This window comes from Aliiruegeria sabulilitoris, assembly GCF_001558155.1.
Taxonomy (GTDB): Bacteria; Pseudomonadota; Alphaproteobacteria; order Rhodobacterales; family Rhodobacteraceae; genus Tropicimonas; species Tropicimonas sabulilitoris.
The window spans coordinates 157766-178784 of sequence record NZ_LOAS01000011.1 but is presented as its reverse complement, the minus strand read 5'-3'; the positions used below and the strand labels follow the sequence as shown (position 1 = coordinate 178784).

The following is a 21019-nucleotide window of genomic DNA, read 5'->3' as shown; positions in this document are numbered from 1 at the left end:
CTACGGTCGCGGCATGTCGTGATCAGCTGCGCAGACGCCGCGCGTTGTCGCGCGCTTCCTTTCGCAGGGGCGCAACGGCAGCACGGGTAATGGCGCCGGGATCATTGCCGTTGATCGCGGAGACGCCGGCATCCTGCGCCGCCTGAACGAAGGCGACCGGCTTTTCCAGCACCATCTTGGTGGCCTCTTCGGTGGACATCGTCCCGGTCATCATCTGCCAGCTCCGCAGCCAGATCACTTCGGACGCGGCGAACCACATTTCCTGTTCTTCGACTGCTGCCTTCTGCCAGTTGTGGCCAGATTGCAGAAGGTATTGGTAACCAATCATACTTGCCTCTGAACTGCTCTTTCGGAACTGTTACAGTTCTCGATTAGGATTTCCTTAATGACGTTGGGTAATGCCCGATGCGGTCATAAACTGAAGTCTTGAAACGACAAAAAAGGCACGGCAGCCAAATCGAGGATGCCATGCCCGTGGAATTCTTGTCGTTTACGGCAGTCGCCGGAGTGCGATCAGGCTACATCCTGCAAGCTCGCATGCTGCACAACGCCTAGCGCATGGCAGATGTCATGCGTCAGGTGCGGCTTGTTGAGCGTGTAGAAATGCAGGTGACCCGCGCCGCCCTCGACCAGTTCGGAGCACAGCTCCGTGGCGACGGCAATGGCTAGCAGCTCCTCGCGTCCGTCGCGCTCGGCAAGCGCAAATGCCTCGTCGAGCCAGTCCGGAACCTTGGCTCCGCAACGCTGGGCAAAACGCTTGGTGTTGCCCCAGTGCTCGATCGGCAGGATGCCCGGCAGGATGGGCGCGTCGATACCGGCCTTCTCGCAGGCATCGCGGAAGCGGAAGAAGGTCTCCGCTTCGAAGAAGAACTGGGTGATCGCTTCATGCGCACCGGCGTCGATCTTGCGCTTGAGCCACTCGACATCGGCCAGATCGCTGGTCGCTTCAGGGTGGCGGTCCGGGTACGCGCCGACGCGAATGGTGAAATCTCCGCTGTCGCGCAGCGCCGAGATCAGCTCGCACGTATCGGTAAAGCCCTCCGGATGCGGCTCGAAACGGCTCGCCCCCTTCGGCGGGTCGCCACGAAGCGCAACGATGTCGGTTACGCCTTCGGCGGCATAGGTCCTGGCGATTTCCAGCGTCTCGTCCCGGGTTGCATCGACACAGGTCAGGTGCGCGGCCACCCGAAGATCGGTCGTACGATGGATCGCGGAGACCGCTTCATGGGTCAGCCGGCGCGTGGTGCCGCCGGCGCCATAGGTCACCGAGACGAATTCCGGCTTGAGCGGGGCAAGCGCTTTCACGGTCTCGTGCAGCCGGAAGGAAGCTTCGACCGAGCGGGGCGGAAAGAATTCGAAAGAGACGTGCGGGGCGGGCATGGCGGTTTTTCATCCTCTTGTGTCGGTATCCGACCTCGCATATTCCGCGTCGTGAGGCAATTTCATAATTTTCACTAAGATCATGAGTCAGACATGCATGTAGAACTCCGCCACCTGCGCACGATCAAGGCCATCCACGAGGCAGGCGGGCTGGCGCGGGCGGCCGATATGCTCAACATCACGCAGTCGGCGCTCAGTCATCAGGTAAAAGGGCTGGAAGATCAAGCAGGTATGGAGCTGTTCGTGCGCCGCTCCAAGCCGCTCAAGCTCTCGGCGGCGGGGCTGCGCATGTTGCGGACCGCCGAAAGGGTCCTGCCCGAGATGGCGGCGCTGGAGGAGGAGTTCGACGGGTTACGGACGGGTAAATCCGGTCGGCTTCATATTGCCATCGAGTGTCATGCATGTTTCGAGTGGCTCTTCCCGGTGCTGGAGGAGTTCCGCAAGGCCTGGCCGGATGTCGATGTCGATATTCGCCCGGGCCTCGCCTTCGACGCGTTGCCCGCGCTTTGGAAGGAAGAGGTGGATGTGGTCATCTCGTCGGATCCCGAGAAACTGGAAGGCGTCACCTTCAACCCGCTCTTCGACTACTCGCCGGTTTTCGTGGCCTCCTCCCGGCATCCCCTGGCCGATCGCCCTTTCATTGACGCCGAGGATTTCCGCAGCGAAACGCTTATCACCTACCCGGTGGAGCGCTCAAAGCTCGACGTGTTCAGCCAGTTGCTGATGCCGGCCCGGGTCGAGCCGCGCGGGGTGCGGCAGGTGGAGTTGACGGCCGTTATCCTCCTTCTGGTCGCGTCCAACCGTGGTGTCGCGGTGTTGCCCGACTGGGTCGTGCGCGAGGTGCGCTACAATTCCGACTATGTTACCCGTCCGCTGACCGAAACGGGCCTGTCGCGCCGGCTTTATGCTGCCAGCCGATCGGAGGATATCGAGAAGCCGTTCATGGCGCATTTCCTGCGTCTGGCGCGCACGATTCCGACGCGGCTGCAACGGGCACAGGATCAGCCGTCCGGCTGAGCGGGAAAGCGGTCGGGGGCGACATCCGGCCGGCCGGTTTTCCGGCGGGTGCGACGTGGCTTCCCTTCTGCGTTTCGGGCCAGTATACGACCGGCTTGAATCATCAGGAGCCGGACCGATGCAGGGCAGCGCAAATCTTAACGTCATGATCAAGGCAGCCCGCATGGCGGGGCGCTCGCTGGTCAAGGATTTCCGCGAAGTGGAGAATCTCCAGGTCGGCACCAAGGGGCCGGGAGATTTCGTCACCAAGGCCGACCTGCGTGCCGAGGAGATCATCCACGAGGAGCTGATGGCCGCGCGCCCCAGCTATGGCTGGTTCGGCGAGGAAACCGGAGAAGTGGCGGGCAAGGATCCGACACGCCGCTGGATCGTGGACCCGCTGGACGGCACGACCAACTTCCTGCACGGCTTGCCGCACTGGGCGGTCTCCATTGCGCTGGAGCACAAGGGCGAGGTTGTGGCCGGCGTCGTCTTCGACGCGGCCAAGGACGAGATGTTCTATGCCGAGAAGGGCGCGGGCGCCTGGCTCAATAACGATCAACGGATCCGCGTTTCCGGCCGTACCCGGATGATCGAGTCGGTTTTCGCGACCGGTATCCCCTGGGGCAGTATGCGTACCCTGCCGGCCATGATGCAGGATCTTGCCCGCCTGATGCCGCAATGCGCCGGCGTCCGCCGCTGGGGATCTGCCGCGCTCGACCTCGCCTATGTCGCCGCCGGCCGCTATGACGGTTACTGGGAGCGGGAAGCCAAAACGCATGACGTCGCAGCGGGTCTGGTCATCGTTCGCGAGGCCGGCGGGTTCGTCGAGCCGCTCTATGAAGGGCGCGAGATTTTCGCCGACCAGATGCTGATCGCTGGCAATGGCGGCGTGTTCAACAAGTTCGCACAGACAATTCGAAGCCGCTGAACCGTCGATTTTGCGCCACATTTGCTCGATACTGTGGTGACATGAAACCGAAAGCTCTCCTCCGGCGGCTATTTGCCCGTTTCCAATCCGAAGACCGCGGAGCGGTCACGGTGGATTGGGTCGTACTCACTGCAGCTGTCGTCAGCATGGCGCTCGGTTCGATTCACTTGTGGCGTGCCAATGTCGTGATCGTCGCGACCGACATTGCGGATACGACCACGGATTACGAAATCAAGACATCTTTCGAATGATGCGCCAATCGGCGGATCACCTGCGCCGGCGCACCGGCGGGATATCGCTGCGGTTCTGTCGGACCCGAGGGATCCCGCTGCGACCGTAACGGGCTGCCGGATGCGGCGGTAGACCCTGCGTTTTCTTCCAGAAAACCTGTCCGCCGCGCCGTATCCAGACTGGCAGCGCGAGAATGGCCCCGACCACGAAGCCGCCCGTATGGGCCCAGTAGGCGACCCCGCCCGTATCGGGGTCGGAGCCGGCAGCGCCCAGCAACTGCAAGCCGAACCACAGCAGCAGCATCACCCAGGCCGGAACCGAGATCACGCGGATCAGGATGATGATGATCAGCAGCACGTCGACTCGGGCGCGGGGAAACAGCAGCAGGTAGCCGCCCATGACGCCCGCAATCGCGCCGGAGGCACCCACGGTGGGCACCATGGAACCGGGGGATAGCATGACGTGCACGAGCCCGGCCGCGATGCCGCTGGCCAGGTAGAAGAGCGCGAATCCGCCGTGCCCCATCTCGTCTTCCAGATTGTCGCCAAAGATCCACAGGAAGAGCATGTTGCCCAACAGGTGCCAGATCCCGCCATGCAGGAACATCGAGGTGAGATAGCTGCCCAGGCTCGGTCGTGCCGGAATCAATGCGTAGTGATCGTAGAAGATCATGAGATCCCGCGGATAGTTCATGAGATCCCAATAAGACAGGAAGATCAGAATATTGGCCGCGATCAGCAGGTAAGTGACAAAGGGCGTCCGCCCCGAGGGGTTATGATCGCGGATCGGGAACATGGGCGAAGGCTAGCGGGCCGCCCTGCGCGGTCAAGCAAAACACTCTGACGCAGCCGTGATTTGACCGAAGCGGAAGATCGCGCATCGTTACAGTATGAGACGTGCAACACTCACGGGGCTTTCGACCCTCTGGATCGCTTTCGGTGCAACGGCAGGCCTCGCCTGTCCCGAGATATCTGAAAGCGATCCTCGCCACGCCGAGTTGATGGCGCAGGTGCGGGAGGCGCCCGATGCCCGCTCCGCGCAGCTGCTGACCAACCAGCTTTGGGAGATCTGGGCCGAAGCGCCGGATGCTTACTCGCAAGACTTGCTCGATGTCGGGATCGAGCGGCGGTCTGTCTTCGACCTCGAAGCCGCGATGGCGGCGTTCGATGCGCTCGTCGATTATTGCCCGACCTATGCAGAAGGTTACAACCAGCGCGCCTTCGTGGCTTTCATCCGGCAGGATTACGAACCCGCATTGGAGGATCTGGAACGCGCCCTTGCCCGCGCGCCCGAGCATCTGGGAGCGTTGACCGGTCGGGCCATGGCGCTGATGGCGCTCGGCAGGGATGTCGAGGCATTGCGGGATCTGAAGGCGGCGCTCTCGCTAAACCCGTGGCTCAAGGAACGCGACCTTGTTCCGGTCCTCGAAGGCCGGATTTCAGACTCCGAGCTCTGAGAGCCGGCTTCAGGGCGGTCCCCCTCTTGCCGCCCGCGCGCGCAGGGCCTATTCCGGGCATGTTGCGGGCGTGGTGGAATGGTAGACACAAGCGACTTAAAATCGCTCGGGCGTGGCCCGTGCGGGTTCGACTCCCGCCGCCCGCACCACCTTTCGCCGGTGGCGAAACGATGCTGACATTTGGCTCTGACTGTTTCCCATTTCTCCCCTTGATACGCACCGGGGCGGACACTTACCTCTAGCCCAGAGCATAGAAACAGGCGCTTCGGGCGTTGAGGGGTGATTGGATGCGTAACGCAGCGCTGACGCTTGGATTGATTGGCGGGCTTATCGCCCTTGTGATCGGGTTCTTTGGTTTCGGCTATACCGAGGTCATTCGGAATTACGAGGAAGTCGGAGAGGTCTTCGGCCGGCCTCAGAATGCCGAACTGATCCGTGTTGCGAGCTTTCTTGCCCCGCTGCTGGCAATTGCAGGGGGCGCGATGGCAAAGAGCCGTGCGCTTTGGGGAGGTCTGATGATGCTGATTGCGGGCGGGTTGATGTATTACACCTTCGGCTTCGGCGTATTCACCATGTTCCCGATCGGCTTCTGCCTCACGGGCGGCTTGCTGGCCGTGGCCGCCGGCAAGCCAGATGAACCCAAACAGCATTTCTGAACTTTGCGCGGCGGAAGCCGATTGCCCGGAAAGCCCTAATCGCGACCGCGATGAATCGCCTTGGAATCATGAGCGCCGAGGGTGCGCGGGCGGTTCGGAAATGAAGGCGCCATTGCGGCGGGTTGGCCTGCTGCTGGGGAGGTTTTCGTGGACTCACAGCACCCCCCGAGTCAGCATGACCCGGGGGTAGCTTTGCTGATTCTGAAACTGCCATTTGTTTTCAGCGGGTTACGAAATGTCTGCCAGGAGCCGGGTTGCGGCCCGTTTCGAATCCAGGCCGCAGAAAGCGACGCAAAAGGTGCTTATTTCGCCTGAATGTCGCCGCAGCGGTCGGGTCTTTTGGCTCCAAAGACGATCGGAGGCCGAATGCGCGCTGCCAGAACACTATTACTCGCCCTGACCCTGCTGCCGGTCATGGGTGGGGGGATTTCCGCGAAAAGCACGCGGCTGTACAATTCCTTTCCGGGCGAGACTGCCGTTGGCCGGCTGGTCGTTTCCGGCAACGCGATGTGCACGGGGGCGCTGGTTTCGCCAGATACCGTGCTGACAGCGGCCCATTGCCTCTATGATCCCAGGACAGGACGGCGGGTCGATCCACACAAGATAGAGTTCCAGGCCGGTCTCAAGCAGGGCCGGGCCAGCGCGGTCCGGCAGGTGGCCAGCGCCAAGGAACACCCCAGTTACCGCCATCGCCGCAAGGGGAACGCCCAGCTTGGCAACGACCTTGCGCTGCTGCGGCTGCAAAGCCCGATTTCCAGCCAGAACGTCCTGCCGCTCGATTTCAATCCCGGCCTTGAGCGCGGCGACACGCTGGCGGTGATGTCCTACACGATCGGGAACAAGACCAATCCGATCATGGAATATCCCTGTACCGTGCTGGCGCGGGAAATGCAGACGTTGGTCATGTCCTGCGAGGTGGATTACGGCGCCTCCGGTGCGCCGGTGATCGCGCTGAACAAGGGCAACCGGCCCACTTTGGTCTCCGTCGTTTCGGCCAAGGCGGCGATGAACGGCAAGAAGGTGTCGGTTGGAACGACGCTGAACGCCAACACTTTGCGGCTCTTGTCGGGCGGCTAGGCGCTAAGGCTCCCGGAATGCCTCTTTCGACTTGTAGAGCGGCTTCATCAGGTAATGCAGGATCGTCTTCGATCCGGTATGCAACTCGACCAGCGCGCGCATGCCGGGACGGATCTCGATCGCCTTCTGCCGCTCGGTCAGCGCATTCACATCCACCGTCACGGTGACCCGATAGAAGGGCGGGGCGGAGGGATCGCGCTCGTCCTCGAACGTGTCGGCGGAGATGAAATCCACCTTGCCCTTGAGCGTTCCATAGATCGTGTAGTCGTAAGCCGTGAGCTTGATCGAGGCATCCTGCCCGGTCACCACGTCGGCGATGTTCTCCGGGCGCACGCGGGCTTCCACGAACAATTCCTCGCCCAACGGGATGATTTCAAAAATCTCTTCGCCCGGCCGGATAACGCCGCCGATGGTCGTCACGCCCAGGTTGTTGACGATGCCCCGCATCGGCGCGGTGATCACGGTGCGGCTCAGTTGGTCCTGCGCCAGCCGGATTTCCTGCCGCAGCGAGGTGATTTCCTTGAGCGTTTCGGAATAGTCCTCTGCCAGTTCCAGTTCGGCCTGGGTCAGGATGTCCTTGTAGCGAATATCGGCCTCGGTGGCCTTGTCGCGGGCCTTGTTGACCTCCAGCAGGGCGACGAATTCCTTCTTGTAGAGCTTCTCCATGTTGGTCAGCTCGGACTTTGCCTGTTCGAGCTGCGCCAACGCGCCCTCGCTCCGGCTTTCGAGATCCGTCTGGCGGGCGCGCAGCAGCGACCTTTCCGAGGCGAGCATGCGCGGCGAGCGCTCCGCGAGATCCTCGGGCACCGTGAACTCCGCCGCGCCGTCGATCTCGGCTTCCAGCCGGATCCGGCGGATCAGCAGCGCGTCGATCTGGTCCTGAAGATCGTCGAAGGCGGTGCGGAAGCGGGTATCTTGCAGGGTCGCCAGAACCTGCCCTGCCTCGACAAGGTCGCCCTGCTTGACCGCGAGTTCGGCCAGGATGCCGCCTTCGAGGTTCTGCACGCTTTGCGAGCGCGAGGACGAGACGACTTCGCCATCGGCGCGCACGATCTCGTCCACCCAGGCAAAGGCGGACCAGAGCACGAACAGACCCACGGCCAGCGCGATCAGCCGGATCGTCAGGCGCGAGGCGCGGATCTGCTGTTCAAGCCCGGTTTCGGTCTCATGGGTCAGAACGCTCATCGGCGGTCTCCCGAGGCCAGATGCGCCAGGACCTGTTCACGCGGCCCGTCCACGGCGAGGCGGCCGGCCTGCAGGATCAGCGTGCGGTCGGTCAGCGCGAGGATCGGCGTGCGGTGGGTGGCGATCAGCGCCGTGCGCCCGTCGAGCCACTTGCCCAGCCGGCTGACCAGCGTGCGTTCCAGCGTCTGGTCCAGCGCCGCGGTCGGTTCGTCCAGCAGTGCGATCTGCGGGTTCTGCAACCAGAGCCGCGCCCAACCAATGGACTGGCGCTGCCCGACGGAGAGCCCCTCGCCGCCGTCGCGGATCTGAAGGTCCAGCCCCTGCGGGTGGCTGCGCAGGAAGGCGCCGAGCCCGGCGAAATCCAGAGCCTTCATCAGCCGGTCATCATTGCGTTCGAGCTGGGTGAGGTTCAGGTTGTCCCGCAGGCTGCCGGCAAACAGGCGCACGTCCTGTCCCAGATAGCCGATACCCCGGCGCAAATCGCGCGGGTCGATCTGGGACATGTCCGTGCCGTCGAGCAGGATCCGGCCGCGGCTGGGCCCGTAGAGGCCTGCCAGCAGTTTCAGCAGCGTTGATTTGCCCGACCCGTTCGCGCCGAGGATGGTAACATGCTGGCCCGGCTTGATGACAACGCCCGAGACATCCAGCGTCGGCGCGGCATCCTCGTCGTAGTGGAAGGTCAGCTCGCTCAGCTCGAATTGCCCGCGCAGCTTTTCGCGGCGCAGATAGCTCCGTTCGCTGTCCTTTTCCTGCTCGGCCGTTGCGATCTGTTCGAGATTTTCCAGCGCCCCGCGCACATTGCTCCAGCGTGCCAGAACGCCCGCGAACTGGGTCAGCGGCGCCAGTGTACGGCTGGTCAGGATGCCGGTGGCAATGATCGTGCCGACGGTGAACTGGCCGGCAAAGACGAGATAGGTGCCGATCACGACGGTCGCGATATAGGTGCATTGCTGCACGCCCTGCGACCAGAAGGTCAGCGCGCTCGACAGGCGCCGTTGTTCGGCGGAGCTGTAGGAGGAGGACTCGTTCAGCTCGTTCCAGAGCCGCAGCACGCGTTCCTCGCCGCGTTGCGTCTTGACCGTGTCGGCCTCGGTGATCACTTCCTGCAGCAGGCGGCCGAGCTTGGCCGAGGTGCCTTGGTTCTCGCGCGAAAGCGCCATCATCCTGCGTTGCAGGAAATAAGCCGGCAGCACCATCAGGGCCCCGCCCAGCATCAGCACCCAGACGACATTGCCCGCAATCGAGGCGACGAGGGCGAGGAAGAGGAGGATGAAGGGGATATCGGCCAGCACGGAGATGGTGGAGGAGGTAAAGAAATCCCGCACCATGCTGAAATCGCGCATCGCGGCGAACAGGCCCGACGGGGGCAGCGGGCGCTTGTCCGAGCGCATGCCCAGCAGGCGGCGCATCAGTTTTTCCTGGATGGACAGCTCCATCCGCCGCCCGGTCGCGTCGCTCATCCGGGCGCGGGCGATCTTGAGCATGCCCTCGAGCATGATCGCCGCAAGCGCGCCGATGGCCAGCACCCAAAGCGTCGATTGCGACTGGTGGGGAATGACCCGGTCATAGACCTGCAGCGAGAACAGGGCCACTGCGACGGCCAGCATGTTGGCCACGAACGAGCCCAGCATGATCTCTGCCACGTGCCGGCGGTAATGCTGGAACTCGCCCCAGAACCAATGCCGGCGCATGGCCTGCCCGACATGGCGGTCGGCCAGTTGGCGCAGCGTGACCCGCGCTTTCAGCAACGTACCCGAGAAGAAGGGTGCGAATTCCGCCACCGGCACCTCGGTGCGGTTATCAGGGCAGCTCTCGTCAAAGATCGTGAGGCTTTGGTCCTGCTGCTCCAGCACCAGCACGGATTGCCCGTTCGTCATGAAGGCAATCGCGGGCCAGCAGGCGGGGGCAACCTTCTGGTTGCGCGCCACGCGGGCATCGAGACCGGTCGATGAGAGCGCCTGTGCCTGTGCCTCGACGGAGACTTTGCCGGGGGCGTGTTTCCACATGAATTCCGACAGGTCGCGCGCGGGGGTCTCAACCCCATGCAGGCCGGCCAGCGTGGAGAGAAGCTGGGCGCGATGCTCGACCCGCGCGGCCTGCGCCCGTGTGTCGGCTTTCCTGGGTGGCGTTCCCGCCGGTTCTGCGGAATTGGCGGCGTTCGCGGGCTGGACGGCCTCCTTGGAGACGACGACCGGGGTTTGCACCTTGTTCAAATCGCATCTCCATTGGCTAGAAGGCCAAGATCCCGGGCGAGCTGCAGCTCCGCCAGCAACGTGTCGTATTTTGCGTTCAGGCCTTCCATCTCGCGCTGGATGGACTGTTCGTAGATATCGACCACTTCCAGAACCGAGCGCTGTCCGGCCCGGAACTGCGCTTCGAACAGGCGATAGGTCTCCTTGCCCTCGCGGGCGAGCATCTCGGCCTCGGCCTGCTGGCGTTTCAGGCTCTCGATACGGTTTTGCAGACGGCTACGGGAGCGGGCGGAATCTTCGCGCGCCTCGTCGACCTGCAAGAGCGCGGTCTCCTTGGTGGACTCGATCGCCTTGATCCGGGCGGCGGTGCCAAAGCCGATGCCGGTCTCGCTGACCAGTTGCAGCGCGGCCGAGCCGCCGCTGGCAACGGCGCCAATCCCCGGGAGTTGTCCGGCACGTTCCACCTTGGCGCGGGCAATGTTGCGCCCGGATTCGGCCTTTGCCTTTATCACAGCGAGTGCCTCGACCTCGGGTAGGGCGGAAATGCCGAGCTGGCCGACATCTGCTGTCTGGAAACTGGTTCCGGTCATCGCGGACAGTTCGGACAGCGCGGTTTGTGCCGCCTCGCGGGCGGTGTCCCTCTGCGTGCGCAGCGAGCTGGACCGGGTGTCGACCATCCGCAGGTCGCCCTTGTCGGAAACGCCGCCATCGACGCGCCCGGAGACGATCTTTCGGAACCGTTCCATCTGCGCCAGCGCGCGGTCGGCCAAGGCGGCCTTGTGCTGGCTCTTCACCGCTTCGACAAAGAGCGTCTGCGCGGTGAAGACGCGCTCGTTCATGTCCTGCGAGAGGGTGACGGCGGCGACTTCCACATCGGAGGCGGCATATTCGCGCTCGGCCTTCTTGCGGCCGTGATCGTAGAGCACAGCTTCGACGATCAAACCGGTCACAACATCGCCCAGGCTGGTCAGCGAAACGGTGGGTTCCAGCGTCGGCAGCCAGTTCTTGTCCTCGGCCTCGGCGCGCAGCTTGGCGGTGCGCAGCTCGGCCTCGGAGGCGCGTGCCCCGGAGGCCAGCGCGATATCCGCGACATGCGAAAGCGTGCTGTCCTCGGGAATGACCGTGCGGCGGGCGAGAAGCGTGTCGAAGATCTCCGACCCGTCCGAGCGGTCCTCCTGCACGAAGCTGCTCGCACCCTGGCTCACCTGTTCCTGCTCCTGCCCGAAGGGCAGCTTGAGCCGGGATTGGATCGCTTCGCTGTCCATCTCCATGCAACCGCCCAGCACGACGAGCGCGGCGGCCGGAAGCAACCTGCAAAACACGGCAGTCCCGGCGACGCGTCCGCGTTCCCGGGGTAGTGTCGGGGCGGACGAGCCGCCCCGCTGCCTGTCACCTTCAGATGACGACGTTGATGTCTTGATCGATGACAACCGTCACTCCATCATCGCCAACCGTGTAGATATCGTAGGTTTCGCCTTCGATATCGACGGTTTGCGTTGTCTTGGCTGCATTCTCGATCGTGACGGTATCGTCCGAACCGCCGTGGACCGTGACCGTATCGGAGGTGCTCGACAGATCCCGGATCATGTCTTCCGTGAGGGTCAGATTGGCGTCCGATGCGTAGTCCAGTTCGATACCTTCAATATTGAAGCCGTCGATCTGATCGTGCTCCAGCGTGCCAGTATTGGTCACGTTGTCATCCAGAACGAGCAGCGTATCGGAGGTATTTCCAGCATCGTCCGTCGCGGCGACAACAAGATGCGTTCCGTCTGAGGCGCTCGGGTTGAGAACGACCAGCGACTCCTCGGGACTCAGCGCGAATTCGGTCGTGGCCAGCTCGGTGGCGGTCCCATCCGGGTTGAGCGCGTAGAAGTCGAACGCCTGGTCATCGGTCGAGATCGACAGCGACGTGACGTCGTCATCGGCAAAGGTCACCGACTTGATCAACGGGTTGGTCACTTCCGTGTCCACCAGGAAGGTGGCGCTGGTCGTGGCGGTGTTGCCGGCAATATCGGTCACTTCCACGTTGGCCGAGGCGCTATACGTCCCTTCCGGCAGGCTGCCATCCTCGTAGGTCACCATCCAGCGGCCGTTGTCGTCGGCAACCGTCTCGCGCACGACCCCGTCCACCGTGACAAGCACCGCAGCGCCGGCCTCGGCGGTCCCGTCCAGTTCGACACCGTTCTGGAGCTGCTCGGCATTGACGGGCATGACGAACATACCCGTATCCAGCGAGACATTCGTGCTGGTGTCGATGCGCAGGGTCGAAGACGTGCTGGACGAGTTGCCGGCGTCATCGGTCGCAATGACCGAGACGGTGGCATCGTATTCGCCTTGCGCGATCTGCGAGGAGGCGAAAGTGCTGCTCCAGTTGCCGTCGGCATCTGCGGTCACATAGTTGGTGGCGCCGGCCAGCGACACCTGAACCTGCGAGCCGGCCTCGGCCGTCCCGGTCAGGGTGACGCCGTTGGTGACTTCCTCGGCATTGGCGATGTCGTCGCCCCCGGCCTGGCCGCTGTCGATGCCCACATTGATCTCGGTGTCGACATGCAGCGTGCCCGTTGTGGTGCTGGAGTTGCCCGCCGCATCGGTCGCGGTGACGGTCACGGTCGCATCGTAGGTGCCTTGTGGGATCTCGTTCGAAGCGAAGCTGGCGGACCAGTTTCCATCCGCATCCGCAACCACGCTGTGCGAGGTGCCCGCAAGCTCGACGAGCACCGTTGCCCCGGCTTCGGCGGTGCCGGTCAGGTCCACGCCAGAGGCGACCTCCGCTGCGTTTGCCGTGTCGTCACCACCGGCCTGGCCGGCATCGTAGGTGACGGAGGTTTCGGTATCCACGCCAATGACATGGCTGGCCGTTGCGCTGTTGCCCGCGGCGTCGGTCGCGACCACCGAGACGGTCGTCTCGTAGGTGCCTTGCGGGATCTCCGAGGAGGTGTAGGAGGTCGACCATGTGCCGTCCTGGCCCGCGGTGACCGTCTTGGTGACGCCGACAAGGGTCACTTCCACCGTCGCGCCGGAATCGGCGGTTCCTGTCAGCGTGATGCCGGCGGATTGCTCGGCCGCGTTGGCAACGTCATCGCCGCCCAATTGGCCGGAATCGATCCCGGCGCCGGTTTCGGTATCCACCTGAAGGGTGAAGGTCTCGGTCGAGGAATTGCCCGCACCATCGGTCGCGGTGATCGTCACCTCGGACTCGTAAGTGCCCGAAGTGATTTCGGAGGCCGCGTAATCGAGGGACCATGTGCCGTCTTCGCCGACCGTGGTCGTCCGGGTCTGGCCCTGGAACTCCACGGAAAGCGTGCTGCCCGCCTCGCCGGTGCCGCTGAGCGTGACGCCGTCGGAGGCTTCCGCGGCATTTATCACGTCGTCGCCTTCGACCGTGCCGAGGTCGACCTCGGGCGGGATCGTGTCGACGTCGAGCACCTCGTTGACGACGGTTGTATTGCCGCGCGCATCGCTCGATGTGATCGTGACGGCCGTTTCGTATTCGCCGGTCGCGATCTGGCCGGACTCGAAAGTCACGCTCCAGGAGCCATCCTCGCCGACGGTCGTGCTCTGTGTGTTGCCGTCGATCTCGACGGTCAGAGACGCGCCGGGCTCGCCGCTGCCCGAGATCACATGGCCTTGGGCCTGACCGTCTGCATTGACGATATCGGAGGTCGACTGCACGCCGTCCTCGACAAGGACAATCGGCGGGGTCGTGTCGATATCGACGGTCGGGCCGTCGAGATCATGAACCGTTCCATCCGGGCTCACGACGTCGACATCCACCTCGTAGACGCCGTCTTCGGGCAGATCGTCGGGGCCGAACACGACACCCCAGGTGCCGTCATCGCCGACGACCGTGTCTTGCGGGGCGTCTCCGATCGTGACGGTCACATCGGAGCCGGGCTCGCCCGTGCCGGTGATCGTGACGCTGCCGTCGCCATTGCCGCCGACGTCGTATTCGCCATCGGGATTGTCCACGGTCGGAATGATGGGAGTGCTGCCGGAGCCTCCGTCACCGCCTCCGTCACCACCGCCGCCAGAGCCATCTCCACCGTCACCAGAACCATCATCACCGCCGCCGGGGCCGCCATCGTCTCCGCCGCCAGTGCCCCCACCAGTTCCGCTGTCGCCGGGGGTGTCGGTGCTTCCATCGTCTTGGGGCGCGGCCTCGCCGTCGTCGCCGTCACCGGCTTCGGCAGGATCTTCGCCATCCGAGTCGTCATCGCTATCGTTACCGTCATCGCCAGCTGTTGCGGCAACCGCTGCTGCTGCCGCGCCACCGGCGCCGAGAACGCCAAGGCCACCCAGGCCGAGGGCGGGGGCGACAAGCGGAGCAATGACCGGCTCGACATCGTCGAGATCGAGGAAGGTCATCTGGTCATACGGGCTCCATTTGCCCGTCATGTCGACGGCCGTATATTGTGCGAAATACTCGTCGCCGACGGAGTCGGTGAAGGCCACAAGGTGCAACTCGCCGTCCCGGCTGAGCAACAGCTCACGGTCCTCGGCCTGCGCCCCGGCAAAATACCCCTGCAGGGTGATGGTCTCTCCACTCGACAGATGCAGGATCAGGTCGGATCCCTGCCGTGTGTAGGAAGACACGTTGCTCGGAGAAATGTTGAGCGAAACTTCGGAGGCCTCGCCTACCGCGATCGTCGCGTTCGCAACGTCCGTCGTTTCGCCACGAAAAACCCCTCCGGAATCCCGGACGGCATACTTATAAATACTCATTTGAACCCACCGCTCGATGAATTTGCGGGCTTTTGCCCTTGATTGATTGCGAGAAACTATACGCGAATTTCAGAGTCAATCCAGAAGTATTAACCTCTGGGGAGGAATTGTGGCAATGGTGCAAGAAATGTGGAAAAGGTTAACGAAACGTATAGATTAGCGGGTGACGCAAACGTAGCTCTGGACGTCGCTGGTGCTGGGGATAGGCTGAATTGAGCGGGCAAGCCCGTGCGCCGATGCGACGCCCGTGGATGAAAACCGAGTTTGGGCATGGACATTTTCAACATGAGACCCGCAAAGGTGAATGATCGAACTTTCGGTGCCCGCCGCCCTGATCGGGCCGGGTTCCGGTTGGTCCAGTTGGGAGGCCTGGGATGATACTTGTTCTGGCCCTGGCCGCTGTGCTCTGGGGCGTCGGGGGAGCAATGGGCGCATCCGGCAGGGTGCGTTGGACGATGATCGCACTTCTTTACGTTGTGGTCGTGATTGAGCAGTTTGTGCTGCCAGACGGGCATCCGCTGCGGGAGGCGACCGGTCAATCGCCGGCGTTCTGGCTGTTGCTGGGGGGCTTTGGCCTGCTTGTGGCGCTCTATTTCACAGGGGTCGGCTGGCTTAAGGCGCGGGCACAGCCCGTCGAGGCGGAGCCGGTTGCGAAACCGGGCAGCTTTGCCGAGGGAGAGCTGGAGCGATACGCGCGCCATATTGTGCTGCGGGAGTTGGGCGGTCCAGGACAGAAGAAGCTGAAACAGTCCCGTGTTCTGGTGATCGGCGCAGGTGGGCTCGGCTCGCCCGCGCTGCTCTATCTTGCAACGGCGGGCGTTGGGACGATCGGCGTGATCGACGGTGACACGGTCGACAGCAGCAACCTGCAACGCCAGATCCTGCATCGCGAGGAAGATATCGGAACGCCCAAGGTTTTCTCGGCGGTGCGGGCCATGAAGGCGCGCAACCCGTTCGTCGAGGTGAAGCCCTATCACCGCGAACTGACCGAGGAGATCGCGCGGGAGCTGATCGCCGAATATGATCTCGTGCTCGACGGAACGGACAATTTCGACACCCGCTACCTCGTGAACCGCGCCGCGGTGGCTTGCGGCGTGCCGCTGGTCTCCGGTGCGCTCAGCCAGTGGGAGGGCCAGATCTCGGTCTTCGACCCCGCCAATGGCGCGCCCTGTTACCAATGCGTCTTTCCGCAGGCACCCGCGCCGGAACTGGCGCCGTCCTGCGCGGCGGCGGGCGTGCTCGGGCCGCTGCCGGGTGTTCTGGGCACGATGATGGCCGTGGAAGCGGTGAAGGTCCTCTCTGGCGCGGGGGAGCCCTTGCGCGGACGCATGCTCATCTATGACGCGCTCTATGCCGAAACCCGGCAATTCACGCTTTCGCCGCGTCCCGATTGCCCGATCTGCGCGGGCTGACTGGACAGCCCGCGCGCGCGGGCCATACTGCGCCCAGACCCAAAGGAGACTCTCTCATGAAGCTGATTCATACCATCGCAGCGGCCGCGCTTGTCGCTCTCGCCGCCGGCCCGCTTCTGGCCGAAACGCCCGATCTTGGCGGCAAGGAAGTCACGGTCGTGACCGAGAACGCCTATCCGCCGCTGCAGTTCGTCGATCCTGCATCGGGCGAGGCCGTCGGCTGGGAATATGACGCGATGGAAGAGATCGCCAAGCGGCTCAACATTACCGTGGTCTACGAGAATATCTCCTGGGATGCGATGATCCCCGCCGTGTCCGAAGGCCAGTACGATCTGGGCATGACCGGCATCACCATCCGCGAAGACCGTATGGAGAAGGTCGATTTCTCGGAAGCCTACATGCGTTCCGAGATGCGGATGATCGTGGCCGGTGATGAGGACCGCTTCACCAACCACACCGAGTTCGCCGCCAATGACGACCTGCTGATCGGCGCGCAGCCGGGTACGACGCCTTTCTATGTCGGCATCTATGACATTCTGGACGGAAACGAGCAGAACCCGCGCATGAAGCTCTTCGAGACCTTCGGCGCCGCCATTCAGGCGCTGCGCACCGGTGATGTCGACCTTGCCCTTTCGGACGGGACCGCCGCCAATGGTTATGTCGCGGCCTCCGAGGGTACGCTGAAGATCATCGGCGAGCCGCTCGGCACCGAGGATTTCGGATTCATCTTCCCCAAGGGGTCCGATCTCGTGGCGCCCATCAACGCCGCCATCGCCGAGATGAAGGAAGACGGCACCATGGAGGCGCTGAACAAGAAATGGTTCCTCGATTTCAAGATGGGCGGTTGAGCGCCATTTGAAACAGCCTCCACGCTGCCCGCGCGGCGTGGGGCGTCAACCTTGGGCCGGGTGCGACCGGAGCCGACGTTGCGGCCCGCCGCGAATTGCTGCTAAAGGGGCGTGAACGCCGTCCCGAAAGGCCTTCATGACACCGCAAAACGACGAATACGCCGGAGAATTCCCCTGGTGGCTGGTGGCCGCTTGTGGGCTTGGAGCGTTCTTTCTCTACCGGATCATCTCGGACGATCTCTACACGCAGGTTCTGAGCACGCTCAGCCGGGGCGTGGGCATCACGCTCTTCGTGACGGGGGTCGGGTTCTCCACGGCCTGCGTGATCGGCTTGTTGCTGGCCGTGGCCGGGCTCTCCCGCTATCGCTTTCTACGACAGACCGCGCGTTTCTATATCGAGATCGTGCGCGGGCTACCGATCATCGTGCTGCTGCTCTACGTCGCCTTCGTCATCGCTCCGGCGTTCGTGGCCGGGGTCAACTGGCTTCTGGAGGCAGTGGGGCGCGAGACGATCCGGACCCGCGATTTCCCCCTGCTCTGGCGGGCGATCATGGCGCTGACCATCGGTTATTCCGCCTTTATTGCGGAAGTGTTCCGCGCCGGGCTTCTTTCGGTCGACGAAGGACAGGTCGAGGCCGCCAAGGCGCTCGGGCTGAATGGCTGGCAACGTTTCCGCTTCATCGTCTTTCCGCAGGCGATCCGCACCATCCTGCCGCCGCTTGGCAATGATTTTATCGCGATGATCAAGGATTCCTCGCTCGTCTCGGTGCTCGGCGTGCTCGACATCACCCAGTTGGGCAAGGTCACGGCGGCCGGAAACTTCCGATATTTCGAGACCTACAACGTGGTGGCATTCCTTTACCTGACCATGACGATCACGCTCTCGCTCCTACTGCGACGGCTCGAACGGCACATGCGCCAGAAACCGGGCTGAACCAGCGCCGGAAAGACCGCACAGAAACGTTGGTGGGAATTGAAAGGCGCAAGTCGCGCGCCTACGTGACCCATCGGACCAAAAAAGGAGAGCAGTGTGAAACCGCCCGTCTATTCGCTTGTCGATTTCAAGGTGCGCAACGAGAAGCTGGGCTATGCCCGCCGGCGCATGCGCAAGGCCGAGCAGTTCGCGCGCTCCAAGCCCGGCGTGCTGCAATTCCACTTTCTACAGGATCACGAGGACCCAACGGTCTTTACCGGCTACGGGATCTTCGCCTCCAACAACGATCTCGACAGTTATCGTGCCTCCATGCAGGAAATGTCCGAGAACGACTCCGAGTTCAACGACATGCTCGATCCGAAACTGCCGATGTCGGTGCGTGTCCTCGATCGGATCTAACCTAACGTCATTGATCGGTTGGCAATGCTCCTTATGCTCGTGACTGCGTGAACAGAGGAGCAAACGCATTATGAGATCCATTCTATTCGCCGCCCTTGTGGCGGCCGCACCTGTATTTGCCGACACCACGCCCGCACCGGAAGGGGCGCGGGTGTTCTTTGCCAATATCGAGAACGGCGCGACGGTTTCCTCCCCGGTCGAGATCCAGTTCGGGCTCGACGGGATGAAAGTTGCGCCCGCAGGCACCGAGATGGAGAACACCGGGCATCATCATGTCCTCATCGACCGCCCGCCGCTGGGCGAGGGCGAGGACGGCGCGGACGAGCTGCTCTACAGCCTGCCGGCCGACGAGAACCACGTGCATTTCGGCAAGGGGCAGACCGAGGTCTCTCTTGAACTGGCGCCGGGGGCGCATACGCTGCAGCTCGTCCTGGGCGATCACAACCACATCCCGCATGACCCGCCCGTTGTCTCGGATGTGATCACGATCACGGTGGAGTAGGGCTGGCAAGTCCGGGCGGGGCACCCTAGTTTCTGGCCAAGCCATATTTCCGGAGCCCCGCCCATGACAAACCCGCTTCTTTCCGAGCGCACGCTGCCCTTCGAGCTTCCGCCCTTTGCCGCGATTTCCGACGAGGATTTCGAGCCTGCTTTCGAGGAAGCATTGGCCGCGGCACGGGCCGAGATCGACGCCATCGCCAAGTGTCCCGAGGCACCGAGCTTCGAAAATACCATCGAGGCGCTGGAGCTGGCGGGCAAGGAACTGTCCGACGTGCTGTCGGTGTTCTTCTTGTTGGCCTCGGTCGAGTCCAACCCCAAGCGCGAGGAATTGCAGCGCAGCTTCTCGCCGCGTCTGGCGGAGTATTCCAGCGACGTGATGATGAATGTGCCGCTGTTCGAGCGGGTGGACAGGCTCTGGCAACAGCGCGACACGCTGGATCTGAGCGCCGAGCAGGCCCGCCTGCTCGAACTGAGCCATCGCGGCTTCCGCCGTTCGGGCGCGGCGCTGGACGAGGCTGGGCGTGCGCGGCTGCGCGAAATCAATACGCGGCTTGCGAAGCTCGGCACCTCCTTCGCGCAGAACCTTCTGGCCGACGAGCGCGATTGGTTCATGCCGCTGGCCGAGGCGGATCTCGAAGGCCTTCCCGGCTTCGTCGTCGACGCTGCCCGCGCTGCGGGGGCCGAGAAGGGCGCCGATGGGCCGGTTGTCACGCTGTCGCGCTCGGTGATCGTGCCGTTCCTGCAATTCTCGCCCCGCCGCGACCTGCGCAAACGCGCCTATGAGGCGTGGACCTCGCGCGGGGCGAACGGAGGGCAGACAGACAACCGCGAACTGGTGGCCGAGATGCTGGCGCTGCGTCACGAGCGGGCGCAGCTTCTGGGCTACGAGAACTTCGCCGCCTACCGTCTGGAGCCGGAAATGGCCAAGACGCCGCAAGCGGTGCGCGATCTGCTGATGCAGGTCTGGGAGCCGGCGCTTGAGCGGGCGAAGGCCGATGCTTTCTACCTTGAGCGTGAGCTGGTGATCGAGGGCGCGGACATGCCGATCGAGGCGTGGGACTGGCGCTATTATTCGGGGATCTGGCGCCGCAAGAAGCACGATCTCGACGAGGCCGAACTGAAGCCCTACCTGCAGCTCGACCGGATGATCGAGGCCGCATTCGACTGCGCGACCCGTCTGTTCAAACTCGAATTCACCCCGCTGGAGATCGACCTGCACCACCCTGACGCCCGTGCCTGGGAAGTGACGCGGGACGGGCAGCACATGGCCGTCTTCATCGCCGATTACTTCGCTCGTTCAGGCAAGCGTTCCGGTGCCTGGTGCTCGGCGATGCGAAGCCAGGAGAAGCTCGCGGGAGACATCCGCCCGCATGTGCTCAATATCTGCAATTTCGCCAAGCCCGCCGAGGGCGCGCCCGCGCTGCTCTCCTATGACGACGCGCGCACGCTGTTTCACGAATTCGGCCATGCGCTGCACCAGATGCTGAGCGACGTGACCTATCAGACGCTCTCCGGCACTTCTGTGCCGCGCGACTTCGTGGAGCTTCCCAGCCAGCTCTACGAGCATTGGCTGGAAGTGCCCGAAGTGCTCCGGCGCTTCGCCACCCATGCCGAAACCGGCGAGCCGATGCCGCAGGAGATGCTCGAGCGCGTTCTGGCAGCCGCGACCTTCGACATGGGGTTCCAGACGGTCGAGTTCATCGCCTCCGCGTTGGTCGATCTGGAATTCCACGACGGCCCACCCCCCGCCGACCCGATGCAGAAGCAGGCCGAGATCCTGGAAGGGATCGGCATGCCGTCGGCCATCCGCATGCGCCACGCGACGCCGCATTTCGCCCATGTCTTCTCGGGGGGCGGTTATGCCTCCGCCTATTACAGCTACATGTGGTCTGAAGTGATGGATGCCGATGCCTTCGAGGCGTTCGAGGAGGCGGGCGACCCGTTCGACCCGAAAACCGCCGAGGCCCTGGAGAAGAACATCCTCTCCGTCGGCGGTCTGCGGGAGCCGGACGAGCTTTACACGGCGTTCCGTGGCCGCTTGCCCGGTGTCGAAGCGCTGCTCAAGGGGCGTGGGTTGATCGCGGCGGAATGATCCCAAT

19 protein-coding genes and 1 tRNA gene are annotated in these 21019 nt (G+C 63.4%); 13 read left to right on the top strand and 7 right to left on the bottom strand.

What is annotated here, in order from left to right; genetic code table 11:
• Positions 1–22: 22 nt before the first annotated feature.
• Together AX756_RS12030 and metF are read right to left on the bottom strand one after the other, a co-directional pair.
• Positions 23–328, bottom strand: a complete 306-nt coding sequence (locus tag AX756_RS12030; protein ID WP_068311478.1) for a hypothetical protein — start codon at positions 326–328, stop codon at positions 23–25.
• 185 nt (positions 329–513) lie between these two features.
• Positions 514–1380 carry a methylenetetrahydrofolate reductase [NAD(P)H] gene (gene metF, locus AX756_RS12025; RefSeq protein WP_068311476.1) on the bottom strand — a complete coding sequence of 289 codons (867 nt, stop codon included), beginning with the start codon at positions 1378–1380 and terminating at the stop codon, positions 514–516.
• A 93-nt stretch (positions 1381–1473) separates the two neighbouring features.
• Between metF and AX756_RS12020 the strand changes: the two genes are divergently transcribed.
• The 3 genes from AX756_RS12020 (at position 1474) to AX756_RS25625 (ending at position 3558) form a co-directional block, all read left to right on the top strand.
• Positions 1474–2397 carry a LysR family transcriptional regulator gene (locus AX756_RS12020; protein WP_068311474.1) on the top strand — a complete coding sequence of 308 codons (924 nt, stop codon included), beginning with the start codon at positions 1474–1476 and terminating at the stop codon, positions 2395–2397.
• 118 nt (positions 2398–2515) lie between these two features.
• The gene (locus AX756_RS12015) at positions 2516–3307 is read left to right on the top strand and encodes an inositol monophosphatase family protein (protein ID WP_068311472.1); all 792 of its coding nucleotides are present in this window, start codon (positions 2516–2518) and stop codon (positions 3305–3307) included.
• Between the two features lie 110 nt (positions 3308–3417).
• The gene (locus tag AX756_RS25625) at positions 3418–3558 is read left to right on the top strand and encodes a hypothetical protein (RefSeq protein ID WP_156461477.1); all 141 of its coding nucleotides are present in this window, start codon (positions 3418–3420) and stop codon (positions 3556–3558) included.
• A gap of 16 nt (positions 3559–3574) precedes the next feature.
• Here the strand turns inward: AX756_RS25625 and AX756_RS12010 are convergent, their stop codons facing one another.
• Complete coding sequence (locus AX756_RS12010; protein ID WP_068311470.1) at positions 3575–4333, bottom strand: rhomboid family intramembrane serine protease; 759 nt, start codon at positions 4331–4333, stop codon at positions 3575–3577.
• A 94-nt stretch (positions 4334–4427) separates the two neighbouring features.
• Here AX756_RS12010 and AX756_RS12005 point away from each other — a divergent pair, with 94 nt between their 5' ends.
• The 4 genes from AX756_RS12005 to AX756_RS11990 all read left to right on the top strand — a co-directional run bounded on the left by AX756_RS12005 (position 4428) and on the right by AX756_RS11990 (position 6727).
• Entirely contained in the window at positions 4428–4994 is a 567-nt protein-coding gene (locus AX756_RS12005) for a tetratricopeptide repeat protein (RefSeq protein WP_156461476.1), read from the top strand.
• Positions 4995–5058: 64 nt separating this feature from the next.
• Positions 5059–5143 (top strand) — tRNA-Leu (locus AX756_RS12000).
• Positions 5144–5281: 138 nt separating this feature from the next.
• On the top strand, positions 5282–5650 hold the full coding sequence (locus tag AX756_RS11995) for a hypothetical protein (protein WP_068311468.1): 369 nt from the start codon (positions 5282–5284) through the stop codon (positions 5648–5650).
• A gap of 366 nt (positions 5651–6016) precedes the next feature.
• Complete coding sequence (locus AX756_RS11990) at positions 6017–6727, top strand: trypsin-like serine peptidase (RefSeq protein WP_231701044.1); 711 nt, start codon at positions 6017–6019, stop codon at positions 6725–6727.
• A gap of 3 nt (positions 6728–6730) precedes the next feature.
• On the opposite strand, the gene AX756_RS11985 is transcribed toward AX756_RS11990, so the two are convergent.
• The 4 genes from AX756_RS11985 to AX756_RS11970 all read right to left on the bottom strand — a co-directional run bounded on the left by AX756_RS11985 (position 6731) and on the right by AX756_RS11970 (position 14826).
• Positions 6731–7912, bottom strand: a complete 1182-nt coding sequence (locus AX756_RS11985) for a beta-barrel domain-containing protein (RefSeq protein WP_068311466.1) — start codon at positions 7910–7912, stop codon at positions 6731–6733.
• Positions 7909–10116: a type I secretion system permease/ATPase gene (locus AX756_RS11980; protein ID WP_068311634.1), complete on the bottom strand. Its 2208-nt coding sequence runs from the start codon at positions 10114–10116 to the stop codon at positions 7909–7911. Before AX756_RS11980 ends, AX756_RS11985 begins: the two co-directional genes overlap by 4 nt.
• A 5-nt stretch (positions 10117–10121) precedes the next feature.
• Complete coding sequence (locus AX756_RS11975; RefSeq protein WP_231701043.1) at positions 10122–11426, bottom strand: TolC family protein; 1305 nt, start codon at positions 11424–11426, stop codon at positions 10122–10124.
• A gap of 73 nt (positions 11427–11499) precedes the next feature.
• On the bottom strand, positions 11500–14826 hold the full coding sequence (locus AX756_RS11970) for an Ig-like domain-containing protein (RefSeq protein WP_068311464.1): 3327 nt from the start codon (positions 14824–14826) through the stop codon (positions 11500–11502).
• Positions 14827–15200: 374 nt separating this feature from the next.
• On the opposite strand from AX756_RS11970, the gene AX756_RS11965 reads away from it, so the two are divergent.
• The 6 genes from AX756_RS11965 (at position 15201) to AX756_RS11940 (ending at position 21012) form a co-directional block, all read left to right on the top strand.
• Positions 15201–16238: a HesA/MoeB/ThiF family protein gene (locus AX756_RS11965; protein WP_068311462.1), complete on the top strand. Its 1038-nt coding sequence runs from the start codon at positions 15201–15203 to the stop codon at positions 16236–16238.
• 56 nt (positions 16239–16294) lie between these two features.
• Positions 16295–17086: a transporter substrate-binding domain-containing protein gene (locus AX756_RS11960; protein WP_068311460.1), complete on the top strand. Its 792-nt coding sequence runs from the start codon at positions 16295–16297 to the stop codon at positions 17084–17086.
• A gap of 136 nt (positions 17087–17222) precedes the next feature.
• Positions 17223–18020 (top strand): amino acid ABC transporter permease, encoded by a 798-nt coding sequence (locus AX756_RS11955; protein ID WP_068311458.1) that lies wholly within the window; start codon positions 17223–17225, stop codon positions 18018–18020.
• Positions 18021–18116: 96 nt separating this feature from the next.
• Entirely contained in the window at positions 18117–18419 is a 303-nt protein-coding gene (locus AX756_RS11950; protein WP_068311456.1) for a putative quinol monooxygenase, read from the top strand.
• Between the two features lie 70 nt (positions 18420–18489).
• The gene (locus AX756_RS11945; protein WP_068311454.1) at positions 18490–18921 is read left to right on the top strand and encodes a DUF4399 domain-containing protein; all 432 of its coding nucleotides are present in this window, start codon (positions 18490–18492) and stop codon (positions 18919–18921) included.
• Between the two features lie 63 nt (positions 18922–18984).
• The gene (locus AX756_RS11940) at positions 18985–21012 is read left to right on the top strand and encodes a M3 family metallopeptidase (RefSeq protein ID WP_068311452.1); all 2028 of its coding nucleotides are present in this window, start codon (positions 18985–18987) and stop codon (positions 21010–21012) included.
• Positions 21013–21019 lie beyond the last annotated feature (7 nt).

Bases quoted from the DNA above. Each gene is read 5' to 3' on its own strand.
- AX756_RS12020 (WP_068311474.1), top strand. From the start codon at position 1,474: ATGCATGTAGAACTCCGCCACCTGCGCACGATCAAGGCCATCCACGAG.
- AX756_RS11940 (WP_068311452.1), top strand. From the start codon at position 18,985: ATGACAAACCCGCTTCTTTCCGAGCGCACGCTGCCCTTCGAGCTTCCG.
- AX756_RS11955 (WP_068311458.1), top strand. From the start codon at position 17,223: ATGACACCGCAAAACGACGAATACGCCGGAGAATTCCCCTGGTGGCTG.
- AX756_RS11965 (WP_068311462.1), top strand. From the start codon at position 15,201: ATGATACTTGTTCTGGCCCTGGCCGCTGTGCTCTGGGGCGTCGGGGGA.
- AX756_RS11970 (WP_068311464.1), bottom strand. From the start codon at position 14,826: ATGAGTATTTATAAGTATGCCGTCCGGGATTCCGGAGGGGTTTTTCGT.
- AX756_RS11945 (WP_068311454.1), top strand. From the start codon at position 18,490: ATGAGATCCATTCTATTCGCCGCCCTTGTGGCGGCCGCACCTGTATTT.
- metF (WP_068311476.1), bottom strand. From the start codon at position 1,380: ATGCCCGCCCCGCACGTCTCTTTCGAATTCTTTCCGCCCCGCTCGGTC.
- AX756_RS12005 (WP_156461476.1), top strand. From the start codon at position 4,428: ATGAGACGTGCAACACTCACGGGGCTTTCGACCCTCTGGATCGCTTTC.
- AX756_RS11995 (WP_068311468.1), top strand. From the start codon at position 5,282: ATGCGTAACGCAGCGCTGACGCTTGGATTGATTGGCGGGCTTATCGCC.
- AX756_RS12030 (WP_068311478.1), bottom strand. From the start codon at position 328: ATGATTGGTTACCAATACCTTCTGCAATCTGGCCACAACTGGCAGAAG.
- AX756_RS11960 (WP_068311460.1), top strand. From the start codon at position 16,295: ATGAAGCTGATTCATACCATCGCAGCGGCCGCGCTTGTCGCTCTCGCC.
- AX756_RS12010 (WP_068311470.1), bottom strand. From the start codon at position 4,333: ATGTTCCCGATCCGCGATCATAACCCCTCGGGGCGGACGCCCTTTGTC.
- AX756_RS12015 (WP_068311472.1), top strand. From the start codon at position 2,516: ATGCAGGGCAGCGCAAATCTTAACGTCATGATCAAGGCAGCCCGCATG.
- AX756_RS11985 (WP_068311466.1), bottom strand. From the start codon at position 7,912: ATGAGCGTTCTGACCCATGAGACCGAAACCGGGCTTGAACAGCAGATC.
- AX756_RS11990 (WP_231701044.1), top strand. From the start codon at position 6,017: ATGCGCGCTGCCAGAACACTATTACTCGCCCTGACCCTGCTGCCGGTC.